Genomic DNA, 19,170 nt, shown 5'->3' with positions numbered 1-19,170 from the left:
GACGAGTTCGCCGGCACGGTCGTGGAAAAGATGGCGACCCGCAAGGGCGAGATGACCGACATGCGCCCCTCGGGCGGCGGCAAGACGCGCATCACCTTCTCGGCGCCCTCGCGCGGCCTGATCGGCTATCACGGCGAGTTCCTTTCGGACACGCGCGGCACCGGCATCATGAACCGCCTGTTCGAGAAGTATGGCCCGTACAAGGGCCGGATCGAAGGCCGCAAGAACGGCGTGCTGATCTCCAACGGCGCGGGCGAGGCGGTGGCCTATGCACTCGGGCCGTTGGAAGAGCGCGGCATCCTGTTCGTGGGCGTGGGCACGCCGCTCTATGAGGGCATGATCATCGGCGAGAACGCCAAGCCCGACGATCTCGAAGTCAATCCGATGAAGTCGAAGCAGCTGACGAACTTCCGTTCGACCGGCAAGGACGATGCGATCCGCCTGACCCCGCCGAAGATCATGACGCTGGAACAGGCCATCGCCTATATCGACGACGACGAAATGGTCGAAGTGACGCCGAAGTCGATCCGGCTGCGCAAGGCGCTGCTCGATCCGCACGAGCGCAAGAAGGCCGGACGGAAGAAGGAAGCGGCGTAAGCGCTGCGAGCTTCGGATGAGACACGAGGGGCGGCCTTTGCGGGCCGCCCTTTTTGGTTTTTCCCGCACCGCTGGGGCAGGATGACATAACATGGATTCGTCGGCCCGTGCTTGACACGGGCCTTGGCTTTCTGTTCGGGCGCCGCGCCCGCCCGATAGCCAAACCCCGTGTCAAGCACGGGGTGACGGGACAATGATCCATGCACATTCGTCAGATTCTGGCTGTGGTGTTGTGCGGCAGGAGCGGAAAGGACCGTCATGCCTGTCCGCCTTCGCCCATGGACCTGACCGCCCGGCAATGACATAGCCTGCGCCGAAACAACCGGAGCAGGACTTATGCCGATTTCGCTTTACGATGCCGTTGTGCCTTCCAACCTGCAAATCCTGCGCGCGGTCGATGCACTGCTCGACAAGGCCGAGGCTTTTTGCGCCGAGCATGGGCGCGGCGAAAGCGATCTGATCGATGCGCGGCTGGCGCCCGACATGCTGCCGCTGGGCTATCAGGTGAAGAGCTGCGCAGCGCATTCGGTAGGGGCCGTCGCGGGGGTCAGGGCTGGCCATTTTGCGCCCGATCTGACGCCATGGCCAACCGACTTCGCGGGCCTCCACGCGGCCATCCAGGGCGCCATCGCCGAGCTTGCCGCGCTGGATCCGGCGGAGTTCGAAGCGCTGGGCGAGAGCGACACGCTATTTGCGTTTGGCGAGATGAAGCTGCCCTTCACTGGCGCGAACTTCCTGCTCTCGTTCTCGCAGCCCAACTTCTATTTCCACGCCACGACCGCCTATGCGATCCTGCGCGCGCAGGGCGTGAAGGTTGGCAAGGGCGATTTCATGGGCATGCCGCGCATCAAGCGATGAACGCGGGCTCGGGCTCGGGATCAAATGGAAGGGCGGCCTGTGCGGGCCGCCCTTTCTGTTCGGGGAGGCGGTAGTGGGTAGAAATAAACGCCGCGCCCTGACATGCTTGTCACATGCCTGAGGAAACCATCACACTGTGGCGTCCGGTCGGACCGGCTGAACTCGAGCTCATCCGGCAAGCTGGTATGAAGGCCTTTCCACCGCGCTTGCCCGAGCAGCCAATTTTTTACCCGGTGACGACGGAAGAATACGCAATCAAGATAGCGCGGGACTGGAATGTTCGCGCCAGCAGGGCGGGTTTTGTCACGCGGTTTGAGGTACGGCGTGACTACCTCTCGCAGTACGCGGTGCAGGACGCCGGAGGACGGGCGCATCGGGAATACTGGATTCCGGCCGAAGAGCTGGAGGCGTTCAATCGCGCTATCGTTGGCGAGATTGCAGTGGTGCAAGAGTATCGCTGAATGGTGACCCGCGTGATGGTGCCGAACATGCGGTTTCCGCCGAAAGACGAACAGATCGCGCTCAATCGGGCTCTGCGGCGCGAGACACGCGACAGCTATGAACGCTGGGTCCTGCTCATCAAGGAACTGCGCCTTCAGCACGACGCCAGCATTTTGGAGGCCGAGCGGATTGCGCTGGCGAATACGCATCGGCGCAAGTGAGCGGAGCGGCAGCTTCCGGTTCCACATCAGCTGACGTGGCGAATTGCGTTTTCTTTCAGAGCATTGTGCGAGCCGCCAGCTGAACCCCAGGGTGACGGAGTGGCACGAGGCTCATTCTGCGCATGCCCGGCGATCCTGCCAGTACACAATCTAAAAAATTCTCGCCCCACACAGAATAAATCCCTGCGTCGAACCGTTGCCTGTCATGGTATGTCTTATGCGGAAGCGCTGCGTTTGCCGGGCGGCGCCAGGATCGGGAGCAGGGCTATGTCAGGTCGCGTGGGCCTTTGTGCGGTTACCCTTGGAACCCTTCTCATCCTTTTGCCGGTGGGGCCGGCCATCGCGGCGGGCGGTGGCGGCGGGGGCGGCGGCATGTCGGCGCCGAGCCAGTCTGCGCCGCAATATGATCCGGCAGCGGAATACCAGAAGGGCATTGCGGCCTATCAGGCGCAGAACTTCAAAGATGCGGTGACGGCTTTCCGGCATGTGACCGATGTGGTGGCGACGCATGCGCCCGCGCAGTATCTGCTTGGTTCGAGCTATCTGCAGATGGGTGAATTCAAGAAGGCGAAGCGGCCGCTGGAACAGGCGGTGCGCCATGATGCCACGATGATCGATGCGCACCGCGATCTTGGCGTCGTGCTGGCGAAGCTGGGCGATACCGCCAAGGCGGGCGAGCAGCGCGACATGCTCACCGCGCGCAAGACGCAGTGCGCCGCGACGTGCCCGGAGGCGGCCAGCCTCGATGCGGCAATTGCGGCTGTGGATGCCGCGATGGCAGGATCTCCGCAGGCCTTTGCGCCGCAGCGCGCCATCGCGCCGCTCGCTTCGATCGACGCTGTCTATGTTTCGGCGGTGAGCAAGATCAACGAGCACCGCTATGGCGAGGCCATTGCCGAGTTGGAAAGTTCGCTGTGGGCGGCCGGCCCCCATCCCGACATCCTGACCTACCTCGGCTTCGCGAACCGCAAGCTCCACCGCTATGAAACGGCGCGCGAGTGGTACGAGATGGCGCTGGCGGTGGCGCCGAACCATCGCGGCGCGCTGGAATACTACGGCGAGCTCAAGCTGGAACTGGGGGATGTGGCCGGAGCGCGGCAACACCTCGCGCGGCTGGATGGCCTGTGCGGTTTCGGGTGCCAGCAGGCCGACGAACTGCGCCGCTGGCTGCGGGAGTCAGGCAAATACGCCTCCTGACGGCCAGCGCCGCGCTGGCGCTGATCGTGGCAACGAGCGCGTGGGGCGCAGGCGCGCCTGCGCTGAGCGCACTGATCTGGATTGCGCCCGGGCATGAGGCGGCGGCGCTGACCCGACAGCCGGCGATGTGTTCGCGGGCGGCAGCGGGCGATGCGCAGGTCATGATCGGCGAGGCGCTGTTTAACGCCCCGATGCTGCTGGGTGGGCAGGCCGCGCGCGCGGACATGAGCTGCGCGAGCTGCCACAGCAACGGGCGGCGCAATCCGCACTTTCAGCTGGACGGTGTTTCGGCAGGGCCCGGGACGGCGGATGTCAGCTCCAGCTTCTTCAGCCCGGCGCGGGCCAACGGACGGTTCGATCCCAAACCGATCCCCGATCTGGCCTATCCGGTGAAAGTCTCGCGCGATCCTGCTTCCGGCGCGCTCGAGCGGTTCCTGCGAGGACTTATCGTCGAGGAGTTTTCCGGGCGCGAGCCTTCGCCTGCGGCGCTTTCTGCGCTCGCGGCCTATGTCCGCGCGATCGGCGATTGCGGTGCGGAGCAGGAAAAGCCGCGCCGTCTTGCCGATCAAATTGCACTCGTGCGTCTCTCGGTCATGGCAGCGGAGCGCCTTGCTGCTGCGGGCGATCCGGAAACGGCGGCGATTGCCGTGGCCGGGGCACGCCACCAGCTGGGACTGATCAACGAGCGCTATGCCGGACAGGGCCTTGCACGGGAGCGGGACCGGCTGCTGGCCGCATCGCGCGCCTTGCAACCGGCCGCAGGGTCGCGCGCGCCGGCGCAGGCCGAGCTGCGGCGGTGGCTCACCGGGTTCGAGCGCAATCTGATGCCGATGCTGGCACGGTCCGAAGTGCGCTCGCTCTATGACGACGCGCGCGCCGGACTGTGGGTCAGCCGGAACCGCCCGGAATAAGGCAGCCCCAGGCCTCGTTCGCGCAGAGCGCTGCCAGCGCGTTATGAATATCGCGAATCGTCATGACGGCTTCGCTCGGTTTCTTTCAGGTGGCAACGGTCCGCCATGGCCCTGCGAAAATCCGGTGTTTTTTGCTTGCCGGGTATGCTGGACCTGAGGAATGTCTTTACCCATCTGTTTCCAAGAGTTTTTTAGCGTCCGAGCGAAGCAGACCGGGTGGCGGTTGACAAAGACGTTCAGCAAATAGGCCTTTAATCTGAACAAATCCTGCAAGCGCTATCCCACCTCCGTTCAGGCAGCGAGGCCTAGACAGATCTTCGACGGCGACGAATCGCGGCGGGATGTTCCAGTCAGCCTTTCCTTCGCCTCAGGAGACGGACCATGTTGAGGTTTGCAAAGAAGGGGACGCTTGCCATCGCCCTTGCCGCCACGGCGCTCGCCAGTGCCACGCCGGCCATGGCCGATCCTTATGGCGGCTATCGCCACCACCGCGGCGGCGACGGCACCGGGGCGGCGATTGCGGGCGGGATCATCGGGCTGGCGCTGGGCGCGATCATCGTTTCGGCGGCAAACAGCAATCGCAACCGCGATCACTACGACCGCCGCTACGACAACCGCTATCGCGGCCAGGTTCAGTACCAGAACCAGTATCGGGGCCAGCCGAGCTGGCAGGGCGCCTACAACGGCGATCCCTATGACCAGCGCTATCAGGGCGGGCAGCCGGGCTATAGCCGCGATGGCTATCCGCAGGGCAACGACGGGTACTACGATCGGCGCGGCTATCGCGATCCGGACACCGATCAGGACGAATACCGGGGCAACTGATCCCGTCTTCGGGGCGGCGCGCCGCATCGGGCGCGCCGCTTCAGAAACGGTTCAGGGCGGGAGTGCTCCCTTCCACGCATGAGCGCAGGCCCGGGACCGGCCCCGCGCAGGAGAAGAGCCATGAAGCTTTGGAAACCAGGACTTGTCGCTGCCGCGCTTGCCGCCGGCAGCATGGTGATGGCAGTGCCGGCAGAGGCACACGGCCGGCGCGGCGATGATACCGCCGTGGCGATCGGCGCGGGCGTTCTCGGCCTTGCCGTGGGCGCGGCGATCGCCTCGAACAACAATTCGGACGTCTATGTCCGCTACGACAATCGGCCGCGGTATTATGGCGGGTATTACCCCGCCTATCCGGTCTATCGTGCCTATCCGGCCTACCGCGCCTATCCGGGCTGGCGGGGCTATGATCCGCGCTACGAACAGTGGCGGCGCTGGCGCGAACACGAACGCTGGGAGCATCGCGGAGGCTGGCGCGGCTGGTAAACTCGGGTCTGGTCGCACCCCTACGCTTTCACGACAACCCTGCTCGCACCGGTCACTTGCGCGGCGCATGCGCCCGCAGGTGACCGGTGCGCCTTTCTTATGTGGGCAAAAGACACTATGGGCGCGCGGATGGACCGCACCGCCGAGACCGCCATTGTAGAACCAGCGCAGGACGCATCACCCGTGGACGCCCCGCTGAAGGGGCTGCGCGTGGCGCTGCTGAGCGGCAATTACAACTATGTGCGCGACGGGGCGAACCAGGCGCTGAACCGGCTGGTGGGCTATCTCCAGCGGCAGGGGGCGCAAGTCCACGTCTACGCGCCCAAGGTGCGCAAGCCCGCGTTTGCTTCGATGGGCAAGCTGGTGGGGCTGCCTTCGTTCCCGGTGCCGGGGCGCGCGGAATACCGCATCCCGTTTTCGCTGGGCCGCAAGGCGCGCGCCGATCTCAAGGCGTTTCAACCCAATGTCGTCCACGTCTCATCGCCAGACCCTGCCGCACACCGCGCCGTTAGCTGGGCGCGAGGGCGCGGATTGCCGGTGCTGGCGAGCGTGCACACCCGCTTCGATACCTACCCGCGCTATTACAACATGGCCTGGCTGGAGCCGATCCTGACTGCGCTGCTACGCCGGTTCTATCGCCGCTGCGATGCGCTGGTCGCGCCTTCGGAATCGATGGCGCAAGTGCTGCGCGAGGAGCGGATGAACTATGACATCTCGCTGTGGTCACGCGGGGTGGATCGGACGATCTTCAATCCCGGACGGCGCGATCCGGAATGGCGGCGCAGCCTGGGCATTGCCGACGACGAAGTGGTGATCGGCTTCCTCGGCCGGCTGGTGATGGAAAAGGGGCTCGACGTGTTTTCGGACACGATCGACGAGCTCGCCCGCCGCAGCGCGAAGGATGGCACGCGCCACCGGGTGATGGTGGTGGGCGAAGGCCCGGCGCGTGCATGGTTCGAGGCGCGGCTGCCGGGCGCTGTCTTCACCGGGTTTCAGGGCGGCAAGGATCTGGGCCGCGCGGTGGCGGCGATGGACGTGCTGTTCAACCCATCGGTGACCGAGACGTTCGGCAACGTGACGCTGGAGGCGATGGCCTGCGGCGTGCCGGTGGTGGCCGCGGCGGCGACCGGGAGCCAGAGCCTCGTTTCCGATCGCGTTTCGGGCCGCCTCATCGCGCCGGGCGCGCTGCATCAGTTTGCCGAGGCCTTGCGCGCCTATGTCGAGGATGGCGCGCTGCGCGCAGCGCATGGCGCGGCAGGCGAGAGGCGCAGCCACGATTTCAGCTGGGATGCGATCAACCAGGCCGTGGCGGACACGTACCTCAGGCTGATCCGGCAGAAGGACGCGCTGAAACAGCGCTGAGCCTTCGGCTAGGCCACCCGGTCAGAACACGAAATCGGCCGCAGTGAGGTTTGCCTTGAGCACACCTTCGAGCACGACGCCGATGCCGGGTGCGAGCGAGATGATGGTGTCGCTGCCCTGCTGCCTGGAAGCGGCCATGACTTCGGCGAAGGTATCGTAGCGGCTGTCCCACACAATGAGCAGCCGGTCCTCGGTGCCGCCTGCGGTGAAATCGCGAATGCGGTCCCAGCCGCTGTCCGGCCCGAGCACGAAGGCATCATCGCCGGTGCCGCCAAGGATCACATCGTTGCCGCCGCGCCCGTCGATATAGTCGCCGCCCTCGCCGCCCGTGATCGTGTTGACCCCGGCATTGCCATAGAGCGCATCGCTCGCGCGGCCGCCGCGCAGGTTCTCGAAGCCGGTGAAGCTGTCGCCTTGCCCATCGTCACCAAAGCCCTGGCCGGAATTGAGATCGACCGAGACCCATGTGGTCGAGGTCTCGTAGCTCAAGGTATCGATGTCGCCGCCGCCGCTCATCGTATCGGCTCCCGCGCCGCCGATGACGGTGTCGCGGCCCGCACCGCCGGTCAGCGTATCGGCACCGGCACCGCCCATCAGCGTGCTGCCGGTCGCGCCGGCCTTGAGCGTATCGCCCAGAGCGGACCCCTCGACACCCTCGAAGCCCGAGAAGGTATCGCCCGTGGCATCGCCGCCGCTGGCCGTGCCAGCACCGAGATCGACCGTGACGGCAGCGGCGGAGCCAGTGTAATCGAGCCTGTCGATCCCCGCGCCGCCGATCAGCGTATCGGCCCCTGCGCCGCCGCGGATCACGTCATTGCCGTTCCCGCCGTCGATCCGATCCAGGCCGCCACCGCCGACGAGAATGTTGCCATCGGTATTGCCGGTCAGCGTATCGTTCTGATCGCTGCCGATGATGTTGCGGATGCCGGTCAGCACGTCACCGGTCGCATCGCCGCCGCTGGCGGTCTGCGCGGCGAGATTGACGGTAACACCGCTGGTGGAACCGGCATAGCTCGCACCGTCGTCGCCATCGCCGACCAGCGTATCGCCGCCAAGGCCACCGACGAACCAATCGGCACCGCCGCCGCCTGCGATGCTGTCATCTCCCGCCCCGCCGAAGATGTAGTTGCTGGCGGCATTGCCGGTGAGGCTATCGGCAAAGCGGCTGCCGATGATGTTCTCGATGCTGGAGAACGTATCGCCCGCCGCCTCGCCCGTGCCGGGGAGGCCGCCGAGGTTGACTGTGACAGCGCCGCCTGCCGAGGCATAGCTGGCGGAATCGGTGCCGTTGCCGCCGACCAACTGGTCTGCGCCCAAGCCGCCCTCGAGCGTATCGTTGCCATCGCCGCCGACCAGCCGGTCCGCACCGCCAAGGCCGAAGAGCTGGTCCATCCCGGCCGCCCCGGAAATCACATTGCCGAGTCCGTTGCCGATGCCCCTGAAGACCGGCAGCGCGACCAGATTGGTAAGGTTTTCGACTTCGGCGCCAAGCGCGTAGGTGGAACGGCCATCGATGCGGGCCTCGTCCACGCCGCCGCCCGCTGCCTCGACAATACGGTCGCCGGCGCTGTCGATGACATAGGCATCATCGCCCGTACCGCCGGTCATGAGGTCGTCGCCGCTCCCCCCGTCGAGCCGGTCGCTGCCCTGGCCGCCCTCGAGCTTGTCATTCCCGTCATAGCCATAGAGCACATCGTCACCGCCGAGGCCGGAGAGCGTATTGGCCTCGTTGTTGCCGTAGAGGGCGTTGGCCTCGCCGTTGCCCGTCCCGTTCAGCGGGCCGTTGCCCCAGAGGATGAGGTCCTCGATATTGGGGGCAAGAATGGTGCTGATGGTCGAGAAGACGAGATCATGGCCGCCGCCGATGTCTTCGACGATCCTGTCGCCGGTATCGTCGATGTAGTAGGTATCGTCGCCCGTGCCGCCGGTCATCCGATCGGCGCCGCTGCCGCCGTCGAGCTTGTCGTTGCCTGCGCCGGCGACGAGCGTATCGGCCCCGCCGCCTGCGTCGAGCAGATCGTTGCCGCCTGCGCCGGTCAGCGCATCATTGCCCGCGCCGCCGAGCAGGATGGCATCGCCATCGGTGGCGGCCGCCGTGAGGGTGACGCTGTTCTGCGCGAGCGCGGCGTTGAGGATGCGGAAGCGGCCGAACGCTTCCTCGCCGCTGAAACCGTTGACGGCGTAGAAATCGAGGTTGCCGTCGGCGATCGTATCGCCCGCAAAGCCAAGACTGATGGAGCCGAAGCCGCTGTCCCATCCGTAGCCACCATAGCCATAGTAGCCGTCCGAGCCGGAGTAGGAGAAATTCCACGTGGTTTCGTAGAACTGCTCGAAGGTCTCCGGATCGTTATAGCCGGGGATATAGTAATCGACGCTCACATCGAAGGCGCCGGACGCGCGATCGACGAAGACGTTGAAACTGGTGGTCCCTACCATCGTCAACTCTCCCCTGCCCAATAGGGCTTATTACCTAGGAGAGTGTCATGATTGCGCGCGCAACGCGAATATCCGATCCGGATGCAATCGTCATTTGCGGCAAGGGGAGCCGGATACGCGGCGCGACGATCAGGCGAGCACGCCTTTGGCCGCCATGCTGCGCGCGTAGATCAGGAAGAAGACGAGCGCGCTCCAGATCGTGAGCACGAGTCCCACTGGTGCTTCCTGCGGCGGGTGGAGCCAGAACGCCTGCGTAAGCTGGCTGACAGCAAGGCCAAGGAGCGAAAGCGCGAAGGCCGGGGCGGCCTGGCGCGAGCGGGCAATGAGCAGCAGCGAGCCCAGCAGCGAGCCCCAGACGCCGAGCGCCCAGAACGCAGTGAGCCATGCGGGAAGCTTGGCCATATAGGCGGCGCTTTCGGCATTCATGCCCATGCTGGCGAAGTAGCTTTCGGGCGAGAGCTTCGACATCAGGTAATCGTAGCAGCCGAACAGGTTCCACAGCAGGCTGAGCACCGCGATGATCCAGAAGGATGCGGGGGTTTTCGGTCTTGCGTTCAGGGGCATTGCTTTGTGCTTCCTGTCCCATTCAGGCCACCCCACTCCGCTCACCCTGAGCTTGTCGAAGGGTGCTGGCGCGACGGTCGTGCCAGATGCTTCGACAAGCTCAGCATGAGCGGGTTGGGGTCTGACCCCGTGGTTTTGGTTAGCCTACGCCTTGCCCTTGCCGCTGGCAATCAGCCGTCCAGATCGGACCATTCCCAGCCAAGCGTTTCGCGGAAAGCGAAGCGGTCGATGTGGCGTTCGACCGCACCTTTGAGGCCATCGCGCTGGCCGGGCTCGCTGGCGGCGATGTGGCATTCGAGCGATTCGGGGTGCGCGGTGAAGGTGACCACCGCATCTCCCGTCCACGCTGCGCCGCGCGCATCGCGGGGGAAAGTGACGGTGCCCTGCTGCGCATCGAAGGTGACGGCGAGGTTGTGTTCCCAGTGCTTGCAGACCTGCTGGAGGTACTTGCTGGCGTGAGTGGTGGCGACCATGGCCTGTGCGCTGCTCATTGCGTGGCTCCCAGACGTTCGATTTTGCGCGCCGCTTCGTCGAGAATATCGGCGATCTGGTGTGCGGTGGCCTCATCCAGCCCGCCGCCCGCCTTGTGGCGCAGCGCCAGCATGACGTTGGCGACGGCGCGCCGCAAGGGCGGGCTGCCGCTGCGGCCTTCCGCCTCGGCGCGGGCCTTGCCGAAATCGCCAAGGCGCTGGACGACGGCCTTGGCTTCTTCCATCCGGGGCGCGAGTTCGGCGCGGCCGGCCTCGGTCATGGTGAAGGCCTTGCGGGCGCCCTCCCCCGGAACTTCGGTGATCATGCCTTCATCGACCAACAGCGCGAGCGTGGGATAGACCACGCCGGGGCTGGGCGCATAGGCGCCGGCGGCGAGTTCCTCGATGGCCTTGATCAGTTCGTAGCCGTGGCGGTCCTGCTCATCGAGCAGGAGGAGCAGGAGGAGGCGCAATTCGCCGGGGCCGAACATGCGGCCCCTTCCCCCGCCGTGGCGACCGCGGCCGCGAAAGCCTGGGCCTTCGTCGTCCCAGTCTTCGCCGCCGAATCCGCCGCCGCGATGGCCCCATCCCCCGAAGCCGCCTCCGCCGAAGCCGCGCGCCATCATCTTCATGGCGAAGTGATGCCCGAGGCCGTGTTTGTGGCCATGGTCATGGCCGTGTCTGTGAAATCGCATTGCATATCCTTGATGCTTCATGATGGCTCTAAGATATATCTTTAAACGCTCTTGGCAAGGGGGTGAGCGAGAGTTTTTGCTGGTCGGGCGGCGGAAGGAAGCCAAACCCCGGATCAAGTCCGGGGTGACGAAGGAAGAAATGAGCTATGTTTCAGATACATAATCCGTCACCCCGGGCTTGACCCGGGGTTCGGCTATTCTTCCTGCGCTGGGCGCGCCGCGCAACGTCCGGGGTGACGGTGATGGTCTGTGTTGGTATCGCCGGAGTCGGATGTCCGACCTGTTCGCCCCCTCCCCTGCCGAAACACCGCGTGATACTGCGGGCCACGATGCGCCGTTGGCCGAGCGGTTGCGTCCGGCGAACCTTGGCGAAGTCGTCGGGCAGGATCATCTGACCGGGCCGGATGGTGCGATTGGCCGGATGGTGGCAGCGGGCAAGCTTTCCTCGATCGTGCTGTGGGGGCCGCCGGGCACGGGCAAGACGACCATCGCGCGGCTGCTCGCCGATGCGGTGGGCCTCCGCTACGTGGCGATCAGCGCGGTGTTTTCTGGCGTGGCGGACCTCAAGAAGGCCTTTGCCGAGGCCGAAGCCATGGCGCAAATCGGGCGCAAGACGCTGCTGTTCGTGGACGAGATTCACCGCTTCAACCGCGCGCAGCAGGACGGGTTTCTGCCCTTTGTCGAGAAGGGCACCGTCACGCTGGTGGGCGCGACGACCGAAAACCCGAGCTTTGCGCTGAACGCGGCTCTGCTGAGCCGGGCGCAAGTGCTGATCCTGCACCGGCTGGATGCCGAGGCGCTGGGATCGCTGCTAAGCCGAGCGGAGGAACTGACAGGTCTGCGCCTCCCCCTCACCCCACCTGCGCGCGAGGCGCTGATCGCTTCGGCCGATGGCGACGGGCGGTTCCTGCTGGGGCAGGCCGAAACGCTGTTCGATGTCTCCCTGCCAGCGCCATTGGGGCCGGAGGAACTGGCGAAGTTCCTGATGCGGCGCGTTGCGGTCTACGACAAGGACCGCGACGGGCACTACAACCTGATTTCCGCGCTCCACAAGGCGCTGCGCGGATCAGACCCGCAAGCCGCGCTCTACTACATGGCGCGGATGCTGACGGCGGGCGAGGAGCCGCTCTACGTGCTGCGGCGGCTGGTGCGCTTTGCCAGCGAGGATATCGGGCTGGCGGACCCGCAAGCGCTGGTGCAGTGCCTTGCGGCGAAGGATGCGTACCAGTTTCTGGGCTCGCCGGAGGGGGAGCTGGCGATCGTGCAGGCGTGCCTCTACCTTGCGACCGCGCCCAAATCGAACGCGGCCTATGCGGCGCAGAAGGCGGCCTTCAAGAGCGCGCGGGAGACAGGTTCGCTCAGCCCGCCCGCGCATATCCTGAATGCGCCGACCAAGCTGATGAAGGACATCGGCTATGGCGAAGGCTATGCTTATGATCACGAGGCCGAGGACGGGTTTTCCGGTGCGGACTACTGGCCGGAAGAGATGCGGCCGCAGCAGTTCTACAAACCGGTGGAGCGCGGGTTCGAGCGCGAGATCGTGAAGCGGCTGGACTGGTGGGACAAGAAGCGGCGCGAGCGGCGGGGGGAATGAACCCGACCCGGTTTCGGCACTTCGCGGCTATCGATTGGTCCGGCGCAGCGGGCGAGCGGCACAGGGGCATTGCGCTGGCGATCTGCGGGGAAGGCGGCGCGGCGCCGAAGCTGGTGCGGCCGGGGCATCGCTGGTCGCGAGGCGAGGTGCTTGCATGGCTGCGGGATGACCTGCCGGCAAACACCTTGGTGGGGATGGATCTGGGCATCTCCCTCGCCTTTGCAGACACGGGGGCGTTCTTTCCGGGATGGGCGCAAAGCCCTGCCGATGCCAAGGCCCTGTGGGCGCTGATTGATGCGGTGTGCGAAGATGAGCCACATTTGTCGGTCGGCGCGTTTGTCGATCATCCGGAGGCCTCGGCCCATTTCCGGCGGCACGGCGGGCGGGAGGGGGCGGCTTTCGGAGGCGGGCGCGGGCGGCTGCGCGTGACTGAACTGGCGCAGCAGAGGATGGGCTGCACGCCCTATTCAAATTTCAATCTGGTCGGCGCGGCGCAGGTCGGCAAATCGAGCCTTTCGGGCATGCGCGTGCTGCACCGTTTGCAGGGGGCGCTGCCCGTCTGGCCGATCGATTCGCTGCCGGAAGCGGGCTCGGTGATCTGCGAGATCTATACGACGATTGCCGCGATGGCGGCGGGGCGCAGCGCCAGCCGCTCCAAGATCAGGGACGGGGCGGAGCTCGATGCGGCGCTGGCGCGGCTGAAGAGCGCACCGGCGGGGCGGGAAGGCGCGGTGGACGACCACACCAGCGACGCGCTCATCACGGCAGCCTGGCTGCGCACGGTGGCGCACGATCCGGCGCTGTGGGCCCCGGCGGGCCTTTCGGAGGCAATTGCCCGCACCGAGGGCTGGACCTTTGGCGCCACCTGACGCTATGGACGGCGCCAAGGCCGGCTTAGCTCAGTTGGTAGAGCACCTGATTTGTAATCAGGGGGCCACGGGTTCGAATCCTGTAGCCGGCACCATTTTCCAAAGCGCCATCCCCCCTTTTCGTCACCCCCGCGCAGGCTGGGGTCCGGAGCGCATATCCGCGGTGATCGCGTGGGGCGCTCTGGATTCCCGCCTTCGCGGGAATGACGAGGGGGGGGGTAGGAATGACGAGGGGGGGGGACGGGACTGACGAGGTTGGTGCGGGTTGCCCGAAACCTAGAACAGCGTCGTCAAGCTGTAGAACAGCGCACCGACGGCGGCGGAGGCGGGGATTGTGATGATCCATGCCACGACCACGCTCTGCGCCACGCCCCAGCGCACGGCAGAGGCGCGGCGGGCGGTGCCGGCGCCGATGATCGCGCCGGTCACGGTGTGGGTGGTCGAGACCGGCACGCCGAGCGCGGAGGCGCCGAACAGCACGATCGAGCCTGCCAGCGAGGCGCTGAAGCCCTGGTGCTGCGAGAGCTTGGTGATGCGCCCGCCCATCGTTTCGATGATCTTCCACCCGCCCGTCAGCGTGCCGAGCCCGATGGCGAGGTAGCAGCTGATCGCCACCCAGTGCGGCACTTCAAAGGGGCCGGTGAGGCGACCGGTGGAATAGAGCAGGACCGTGATGATCCCCATCGTCTTCTGCGCATCATTCAAGCCGTGGCTGAGCGAATAGGCGGCGGACGAGACGAGGTGCAGATAGCGGAAGCGCGTTTCCGCCGTGCGCGCGGAGGAGCGGCGAAACAACCAGCTGGTGATGAGCATGACCACCATCGCCAGCATCATGCCGATGGTGGGCGAAAGCACGATGGCGATGAGCGTCTTGTTGAGGCCGCTCCACTGAATGCCGGTCATGCCGGCATGGGCCAACCCCGAGCCGATCAGGCCGCCCACCAGCGCATGGCTGCTCGAGGAAGGAATGCCCTTGAGCCAGGTGAGGATGTTCCACACGCTGGCCCCGATCAGCGCGCCGAAGACGACGGCGGGAGTGACGAGATCCTTGTCGATCAGGCCCTTGCCGATGGTGGCGGCGACAGCCTGAAGGCTGGGAAAGCTGATCGTGAGGAAATAGGCGCCCGCGTTGAACACGGCGGCGAAGATGACCGCCTGCACCGGTGTCAGCAGCCGGGTGGCGACCACCGTGGCGATGGAATTGGCGGCATCGTGCAGGCCGTTCAGGTAATCGAACGCCAGCGCGATGGCGATCAGCCCGACGAGCAACGGGAAGGCAAGCTCATGCATGGATCAGCCCTCCTCAGGAATGATCGATGACGATGCCGTCGATTTCATTGGCGGCATCCTCGAAGGCATCGACGATGCGTTCGAGGTGCTTGTAGACCTCGCGCTCCACCACGAAGCGCAGCGTATCGGTCGCGCCATGATCGCGCAGCGCGCGGCGCAGGCCCGCTGCGTGAATCTCGTCGGCATGGGCTTCCATGCGCACAAGCCGTTCGGTGAGTTCGTGCAGCCGCGTGCCATTGCGCGCGACATCGCGCAGCAGCGGCACCGCTTCGGCCATGACGCGCGCGGCATCGACGATGATCGCGGCCATATCGCGCATCTCGGGCGCGAAGGTCTTCACATCATAGATGCTGATCGCGTTGGCGGCGGCCTGCATCTCGTCCACCGTATCGTCCATCGCGCCGATCAGGCTGGTGATCGCGCCGCGGTCGAACGGGGTGAGGAAGGTCTTGCGCACCGTCTGCAGCACGGCGCGGGTGATCTCGTCAGCATCGTTCTCGCGCTCGACGATCTCGCGGATGTGATCGGCGCTGGATGAGCCTTCTTCGAGCAGCCGCGCCATCGCATCGGAAGCGGCGAGGACTGTGGTGGCGTGGGCCTCGAACATGTCGAAGAAGTTGCCCGATTGGGGCAAGAGACGCTGAAACCAGGCGAACATCGATCCGATCCGTGTGTGGTGCGCCACGGCCCCTAGCACACTCGTGCGCTGTGTCGCTGCCCTGAATTCGGATGCGGCGAAAGATCGGATGAGGTCGCGCAGATCGGGCTCGTCCACCGCGTCTGCCGCTTCGGCCAGCGTGAACCAGCGGCGCTCGCGCTGGTGCTGTTCCTTCCACGCGGGCATTTCGCGCGTGACGGCGAGCGGGAACACATCGACATCGACCAATAGCGAGGCGCCATTGCCGCGCTTCTTGCGGTAGCGATAGCTGCCGAGCGGCGTGGGGCAGGCCGCTCCGGTGACGCCGGCCTCCTCCTCCGCCTCGCGCGCGGCGGCCATATGGGGCAGCATCGAGGCGGAAAGATTGCCCTTGGGAATGACCCAGCGCTTCGTCTCACGCGAGGTGACCAGCATCAGCCGCACTTGCGTATCGGCCAGCACTTCTTCGAAGCGATAGGGCAAGGCGGCGATTTGTCTGATGGTCAGGCTCCCGGAATCCGGCAGTCTCTAGACCATCGGTTGCAATCGAATGCCAGTTTCGTGACAGGATTTTGACAAGATATCGTCAGAAATCCGGTGCAATCTTCAGACGATCCCCGCTCCAAGTCCCACCGCCTTGCGTTCCTGCGCCTTGCGGCTGCGATACTGGCTGAGGCGGAAGGCTTCGAGCACATCGATCGCGCCGCCAGCTTCCATGCGCGCCATGGCAAGGATGGGGGCGACATCGGTGTTATAGGCGCGGCGCAGCGCCTGGAAGGCCATCATCGTATCGTTCGATTCTTGCGCGGCGTGGAGCGCGGCGCGGTCAACCAGTGCGGCCTTGGCGTAGCACTGGGCGATGGTTTCGGCGGACGACAGCATCGATTCAATCGGATCGGTGACGTTGTGCGACTGATCGATCATGTAGCTGGGATTGAAGCCGTCCCTCGGATTAAGCTCGGCTTCGACCAGTTCGTTGAACACGAGGAAAAGCTGGTGCGGGTTGATCGAGCCTGAATCGAGGTCGTCATCGCCGTATTTGCTGTCGTTGAAATGGAAGCCGCCGAGCTTGCCGAAGCGGTGGAGCCGGGCGACGATCTGTTCGATGTTCACGTTCGGCGCATGGTGCCCCAGATCGACGAGGCACTTGGCCTTGGGGCCGAGTTCCTGCGCGGCGAGGATCGAGGAGCCCCAGTCCGATATGACGGTGGAGTAGAACGCAGGCTCGAACATCTTGTGTTCGAGCAGCATGCGCCAGTCATCCGGCAGCACGGCGTAGATCTGCGCGGCGGCTTCGAGATAGCGGTCGAGGCTGCGGCCAAGGTCCTGCTGGCCGGGAAAATTGGTGCCATCCCCTACCCAGACGGTGAGGTCCGTGGAGCCGAGCTGGCGGCCGATTTCGATGCATTCGATGTTGTGTTCCACCGCCTGCGCGCGGGTGGCGGCATCCTGCGCGGCGAGCGAGCCGTTGGCATAGGTGTGCGGCTGGCCAGGCTGGTCCTGAAAGGTGTTGGAATTGACCGCATCGAAGCCGAGGCCGAGGCTGGCAGCTTCTTCGCGCAGGGCCTTGTAGTCACCCACCTTGTCCCACGGGAAATGCGGGCTGACGCGCGGGGTGGCGCGGCCGAGTTGCTGGATGACGGCGCAGTCCTCAAGCTTCTCGTGGATATTCGTCGGCTCACCGGGGATGGGGAACTTGGCAAAGCGCGTGCCGCCGCGCCCTGCGCCCCATGAGGGGACGGCGACGGAGAACTGGGCGACCTTGGCCTTCACCGCATCGATATCGATCCCGGCGCGGGCGAGCTTGCGACCAAGCGCGGCGTAGTCATCTTCCAGCGCAGCGAGATGGGCAGTGTTGCGCTCTGCGATGAGATCGGCGGAAATGGGAAGAATCACTTGGCATCCTTTCGCGCAAGGAAGCCCTGCATGGCGAGCCATGCGGTGAATTCATCAATGAGGAGCGTGGTTGTGGTGCCGGGGCGACCGAGGCCGAAACCGTGGTCGCCGGTCTGGTAGCCGTGGATTTCGACCGGGCGCTTTGCCGCGAGGTAGGCTTCCGCGATCGGGAAGCCCTTGCTGGGGAACAGGCTGTCATCGAGCGCGATGGCATCGAACAGCGGCGGGGCATTGGCTGGCACCGGCTCTGCATCCTGCGGGCCGTAGATATAGCCGAGGAAGGCTGGGCGTGACGGCGTATCGGCATCAAGACCGACACGGCGCGTGGTCATCGCCCCGGCGGAAAAACCCATCATGCCGACACGCGCGGGATCAATGCCGTATTGCGCGGCATGGGCGCGGACCCAGGCAATGGCGGCCTTGCCGTCCGCCGGGGCCATCGACTTGCCGAGCAGTTCGCCAGTCATCGGATGCCCGATTTCCTTCATCAACTGGGCCTGCATGTACTTCCCGGTCTCGCCCTCGTCCTTGGGCGTGGGATTGAGCCGGTACTTGAGCACGAAGGCGGCAATGCCGCGATCAGCGAGCGCGCGGGCGACAGCCGTGCCCTCAAGGTCCCAAGCGAGCAGCATGAATGCACCGCCCGGCGCGATCACCACGCCAGCGCCGGTCGCCTTGGCAGGATCGGGCAGGAACGGCGTGATCGTGGGGCGAGTAACGTTGCGCACGGCAAGATCGCGCTTCATGAAGCGCACCCATGTCTCGCTTGAGGCGGACCCCATGGTGTTTGCGCCGTAGAGCGGGATCGCATCTGGCTCAGCCGGTGCGGCAACAGGCTCCATCGGCGGCGGACCGCTCTGCGCATTGGCCGGGGCGGCAATGAGCAGTGCGAGGGCGGCCAGTGCATGGTGCGGTTTCATATGCTTTTTTCCTCTCCCGAGTCTCTCAGCGGGTGAACGCCTGGACGTTGCCTGCGTCAACATTGATCATGTTGCCGGTGGACTTGGCCGAGAGATCGGACGCAAGCCAGGTGGCGGCTTCGGCGATATCCTCCGGCAGCACATCGCGCTTCAGCAACGAGCGATTGCGGTAGTGGGCTTCGAGCTCCTCGCCCGCATCGACCTTGTTGGCGGCGGCGCGTTCTTTGCGCCAGTCGCCGTCCCAGATGCGGCTGCCGCGGATCACGGCGTCGGGGTTCACGATATTGACGCGGATTCCATCGGGCGCGCCTTCCAAGGCAAGGCAGCGCGCGAGGTGGTTGGCAGCGGCCTTGGCCGAGGCATAGGCGGAAGCCCCGGCGGCGGCGGCTACGGCGTTCTTGGAGCCGATGAAGACAACCGAGGTGCCGCCCTGATCCTTCATGCGCTTGAGCAGCGGCCATGCGGCGCGGGCGGTGAGGAAATAGCCCTGCGCCAGCACATCATGGTTGCGGTGCCAGAGGCTTAGCGTGGTTTCCTCGATGGTGGCCGAGCTGGCGATACCGGCATTGGCGACGAGCATGTCGAGCCCGCCGAATTCGCGCGCGCAGGTGGCGAAGGCGGCGGCGACGGCGGCTTCGTCGGTGACGTCACACGTGGCGGCGCGGATCACGTCCTTGCCGAACTGCTTGGCGAGGCCGGCGCGGGTGGTTTCGAGGGCATCGCCGTCACGGTCTGCGAGGAGGACGCAGGCGCCTTCCTTGAGGAGGCGGACTGCGGTGGCAGCGCCGATGCCCCCGGCCCCGCCGGTGACGAGCGCGATGCGGCCGACCATGGCCTTGGGCGCGGGCATGCGCTGGAGCTTGGCTTCCTCGAGCAGCCAGTACTCGATGTCGAAGGCTTCCTG

Annotated in this window: 19 protein-coding genes, 1 tRNA gene and 1 pseudogene; 12 read left to right on the top strand and 9 right to left on the bottom strand. The window is 65.6% G+C overall.

Annotated elements, in window-relative coordinates:
- From Q0071_RS12260 to Q0071_RS12220, 9 genes and pseudogenes are all read left to right on the top strand, one after another.
- Positions 1-597, top strand: a pseudogene (locus tag Q0071_RS12260) (translational GTPase TypA); the annotation flags it as partial.
- A 336-nt stretch (positions 598-933) separates the two neighbouring features.
- Complete coding sequence (locus tag Q0071_RS12255) at positions 934-1,455, top strand: DUF1993 family protein (RefSeq protein ID WP_298169514.1); 522 nt, start codon at positions 934-936, stop codon at positions 1,453-1,455.
- Positions 1,456-1,568: 113 nt separating this feature from the next.
- On the top strand, positions 1,569-1,916 hold the full coding sequence (locus tag Q0071_RS12250) for a hypothetical protein (protein WP_298169511.1): 348 nt from the start codon (positions 1,569-1,571) through the stop codon (positions 1,914-1,916).
- A complete protein-coding gene (locus Q0071_RS12245; RefSeq protein ID WP_298169508.1) occupies positions 1,917-2,117 on the top strand; it encodes a hypothetical protein in 201 nt (66 codons plus the stop codon).
- A gap of 267 nt (positions 2,118-2,384) precedes the next feature.
- Positions 2,385-3,314, top strand: a complete 930-nt coding sequence (locus Q0071_RS12240; protein ID WP_298169505.1) for a tetratricopeptide repeat protein — start codon at positions 2,385-2,387, stop codon at positions 3,312-3,314.
- 26 nt (positions 3,315-3,340) lie between these two features.
- A complete protein-coding gene (locus Q0071_RS12235) occupies positions 3,341-4,225 on the top strand; it encodes a hypothetical protein (protein WP_298169502.1) in 885 nt (294 codons plus the stop codon).
- A gap of 381 nt (positions 4,226-4,606) precedes the next feature.
- The gene (locus tag Q0071_RS12230; RefSeq protein ID WP_298169499.1) at positions 4,607-5,050 is read left to right on the top strand and encodes a hypothetical protein; all 444 of its coding nucleotides are present in this window, start codon (positions 4,607-4,609) and stop codon (positions 5,048-5,050) included.
- 120 nt (positions 5,051-5,170) lie between these two features.
- Entirely contained in the window at positions 5,171-5,533 is a 363-nt protein-coding gene (locus tag Q0071_RS12225; RefSeq protein ID WP_298169496.1) for a hypothetical protein, read from the top strand.
- Positions 5,534-5,716: 183 nt separating this feature from the next.
- A complete protein-coding gene (locus tag Q0071_RS12220) occupies positions 5,717-6,895 on the top strand; it encodes a glycosyltransferase family 1 protein (RefSeq protein ID WP_298169494.1) in 1,179 nt (392 codons plus the stop codon).
- A 21-nt stretch (positions 6,896-6,916) separates the two neighbouring features.
- On the opposite strand, the gene Q0071_RS12215 is transcribed toward Q0071_RS12220, so the two are convergent.
- The 4 genes from Q0071_RS12215 to Q0071_RS12200 form a co-directional block, all read right to left on the bottom strand.
- Positions 6,917-9,331 (bottom strand): hypothetical protein, encoded by a 2,415-nt coding sequence (locus tag Q0071_RS12215; RefSeq protein WP_298169491.1) that lies wholly within the window; start codon positions 9,329-9,331, stop codon positions 6,917-6,919.
- Between the two features lie 129 nt (positions 9,332-9,460).
- A complete protein-coding gene (locus Q0071_RS12210) occupies positions 9,461-9,895 on the bottom strand; it encodes a hypothetical protein (protein ID WP_298169488.1) in 435 nt (144 codons plus the stop codon).
- A 170-nt stretch (positions 9,896-10,065) separates the two neighbouring features.
- Positions 10,066-10,386 (bottom strand): DUF2218 domain-containing protein, encoded by a 321-nt coding sequence (locus tag Q0071_RS12205; protein ID WP_298169485.1) that lies wholly within the window; start codon positions 10,384-10,386, stop codon positions 10,066-10,068.
- A complete protein-coding gene (locus Q0071_RS12200) occupies positions 10,383-10,997 on the bottom strand; it encodes a PadR family transcriptional regulator (RefSeq protein ID WP_298169483.1) in 615 nt (204 codons plus the stop codon). The genes Q0071_RS12205 and Q0071_RS12200 overlap by 4 nt, the downstream gene beginning before the upstream one ends.
- A gap of 334 nt (positions 10,998-11,331) precedes the next feature.
- Here Q0071_RS12200 and Q0071_RS12195 point away from each other — a divergent pair, with 334 nt between their 5' ends.
- From Q0071_RS12195 to Q0071_RS12185, 3 genes are all read left to right on the top strand, one after another.
- Entirely contained in the window at positions 11,332-12,654 is a 1,323-nt protein-coding gene (locus tag Q0071_RS12195; protein ID WP_298169480.1) for a replication-associated recombination protein A, read from the top strand.
- Positions 12,651-13,523, top strand: coding sequence for a hypothetical protein (locus tag Q0071_RS12190; RefSeq protein WP_298169478.1), 873 nt, complete (start codon positions 12,651-12,653; stop codon positions 13,521-13,523). Before Q0071_RS12195 ends, Q0071_RS12190 begins: the two co-directional genes overlap by 4 nt.
- Before the next feature lie 19 nt (positions 13,524-13,542).
- Positions 13,543-13,618 (top strand) — tRNA-Thr (locus Q0071_RS12185).
- Positions 13,619-13,799: 181 nt separating this feature from the next.
- Here Q0071_RS12185 and Q0071_RS12180 read toward each other — a convergent pair.
- The 5 genes from Q0071_RS12180 to Q0071_RS12160 form a co-directional block, all read right to left on the bottom strand.
- The gene (locus tag Q0071_RS12180; RefSeq protein ID WP_298169475.1) at positions 13,800-14,813 is read right to left on the bottom strand and encodes an inorganic phosphate transporter; all 1,014 of its coding nucleotides are present in this window, start codon (positions 14,811-14,813) and stop codon (positions 13,800-13,802) included.
- Between the two features lie 13 nt (positions 14,814-14,826).
- Complete coding sequence (locus Q0071_RS12175; RefSeq protein WP_298169472.1) at positions 14,827-15,933, bottom strand: DUF47 family protein; 1,107 nt, start codon at positions 15,931-15,933, stop codon at positions 14,827-14,829.
- A gap of 123 nt (positions 15,934-16,056) precedes the next feature.
- Complete coding sequence (gene rhaI / locus Q0071_RS12170; RefSeq protein ID WP_298169469.1) at positions 16,057-17,346, bottom strand: L-rhamnose catabolism isomerase; 1,290 nt, start codon at positions 17,344-17,346, stop codon at positions 16,057-16,059.
- On the bottom strand, positions 17,343-18,266 hold the full coding sequence (locus tag Q0071_RS12165; RefSeq protein ID WP_298169466.1) for an alpha/beta hydrolase: 924 nt from the start codon (positions 18,264-18,266) through the stop codon (positions 17,343-17,345). Before Q0071_RS12165 ends, rhaI begins: the two co-directional genes overlap by 4 nt.
- Positions 18,267-18,291: 25 nt before the next feature.
- On the bottom strand, positions 18,292-19,170 hold an 879-nt coding region (locus Q0071_RS12160; protein ID WP_298169463.1), incomplete at its 5' end, for an SDR family oxidoreductase.

Origin of the sequence: Novosphingobium sp., assembly GCF_027486195.1 — a bacterium.
Taxonomy (GTDB): domain Bacteria; phylum Pseudomonadota; class Alphaproteobacteria; order Sphingomonadales; family Sphingomonadaceae; genus Novosphingobium.
This window is presented reverse-complemented; position numbering and strand designations above follow the sequence as displayed.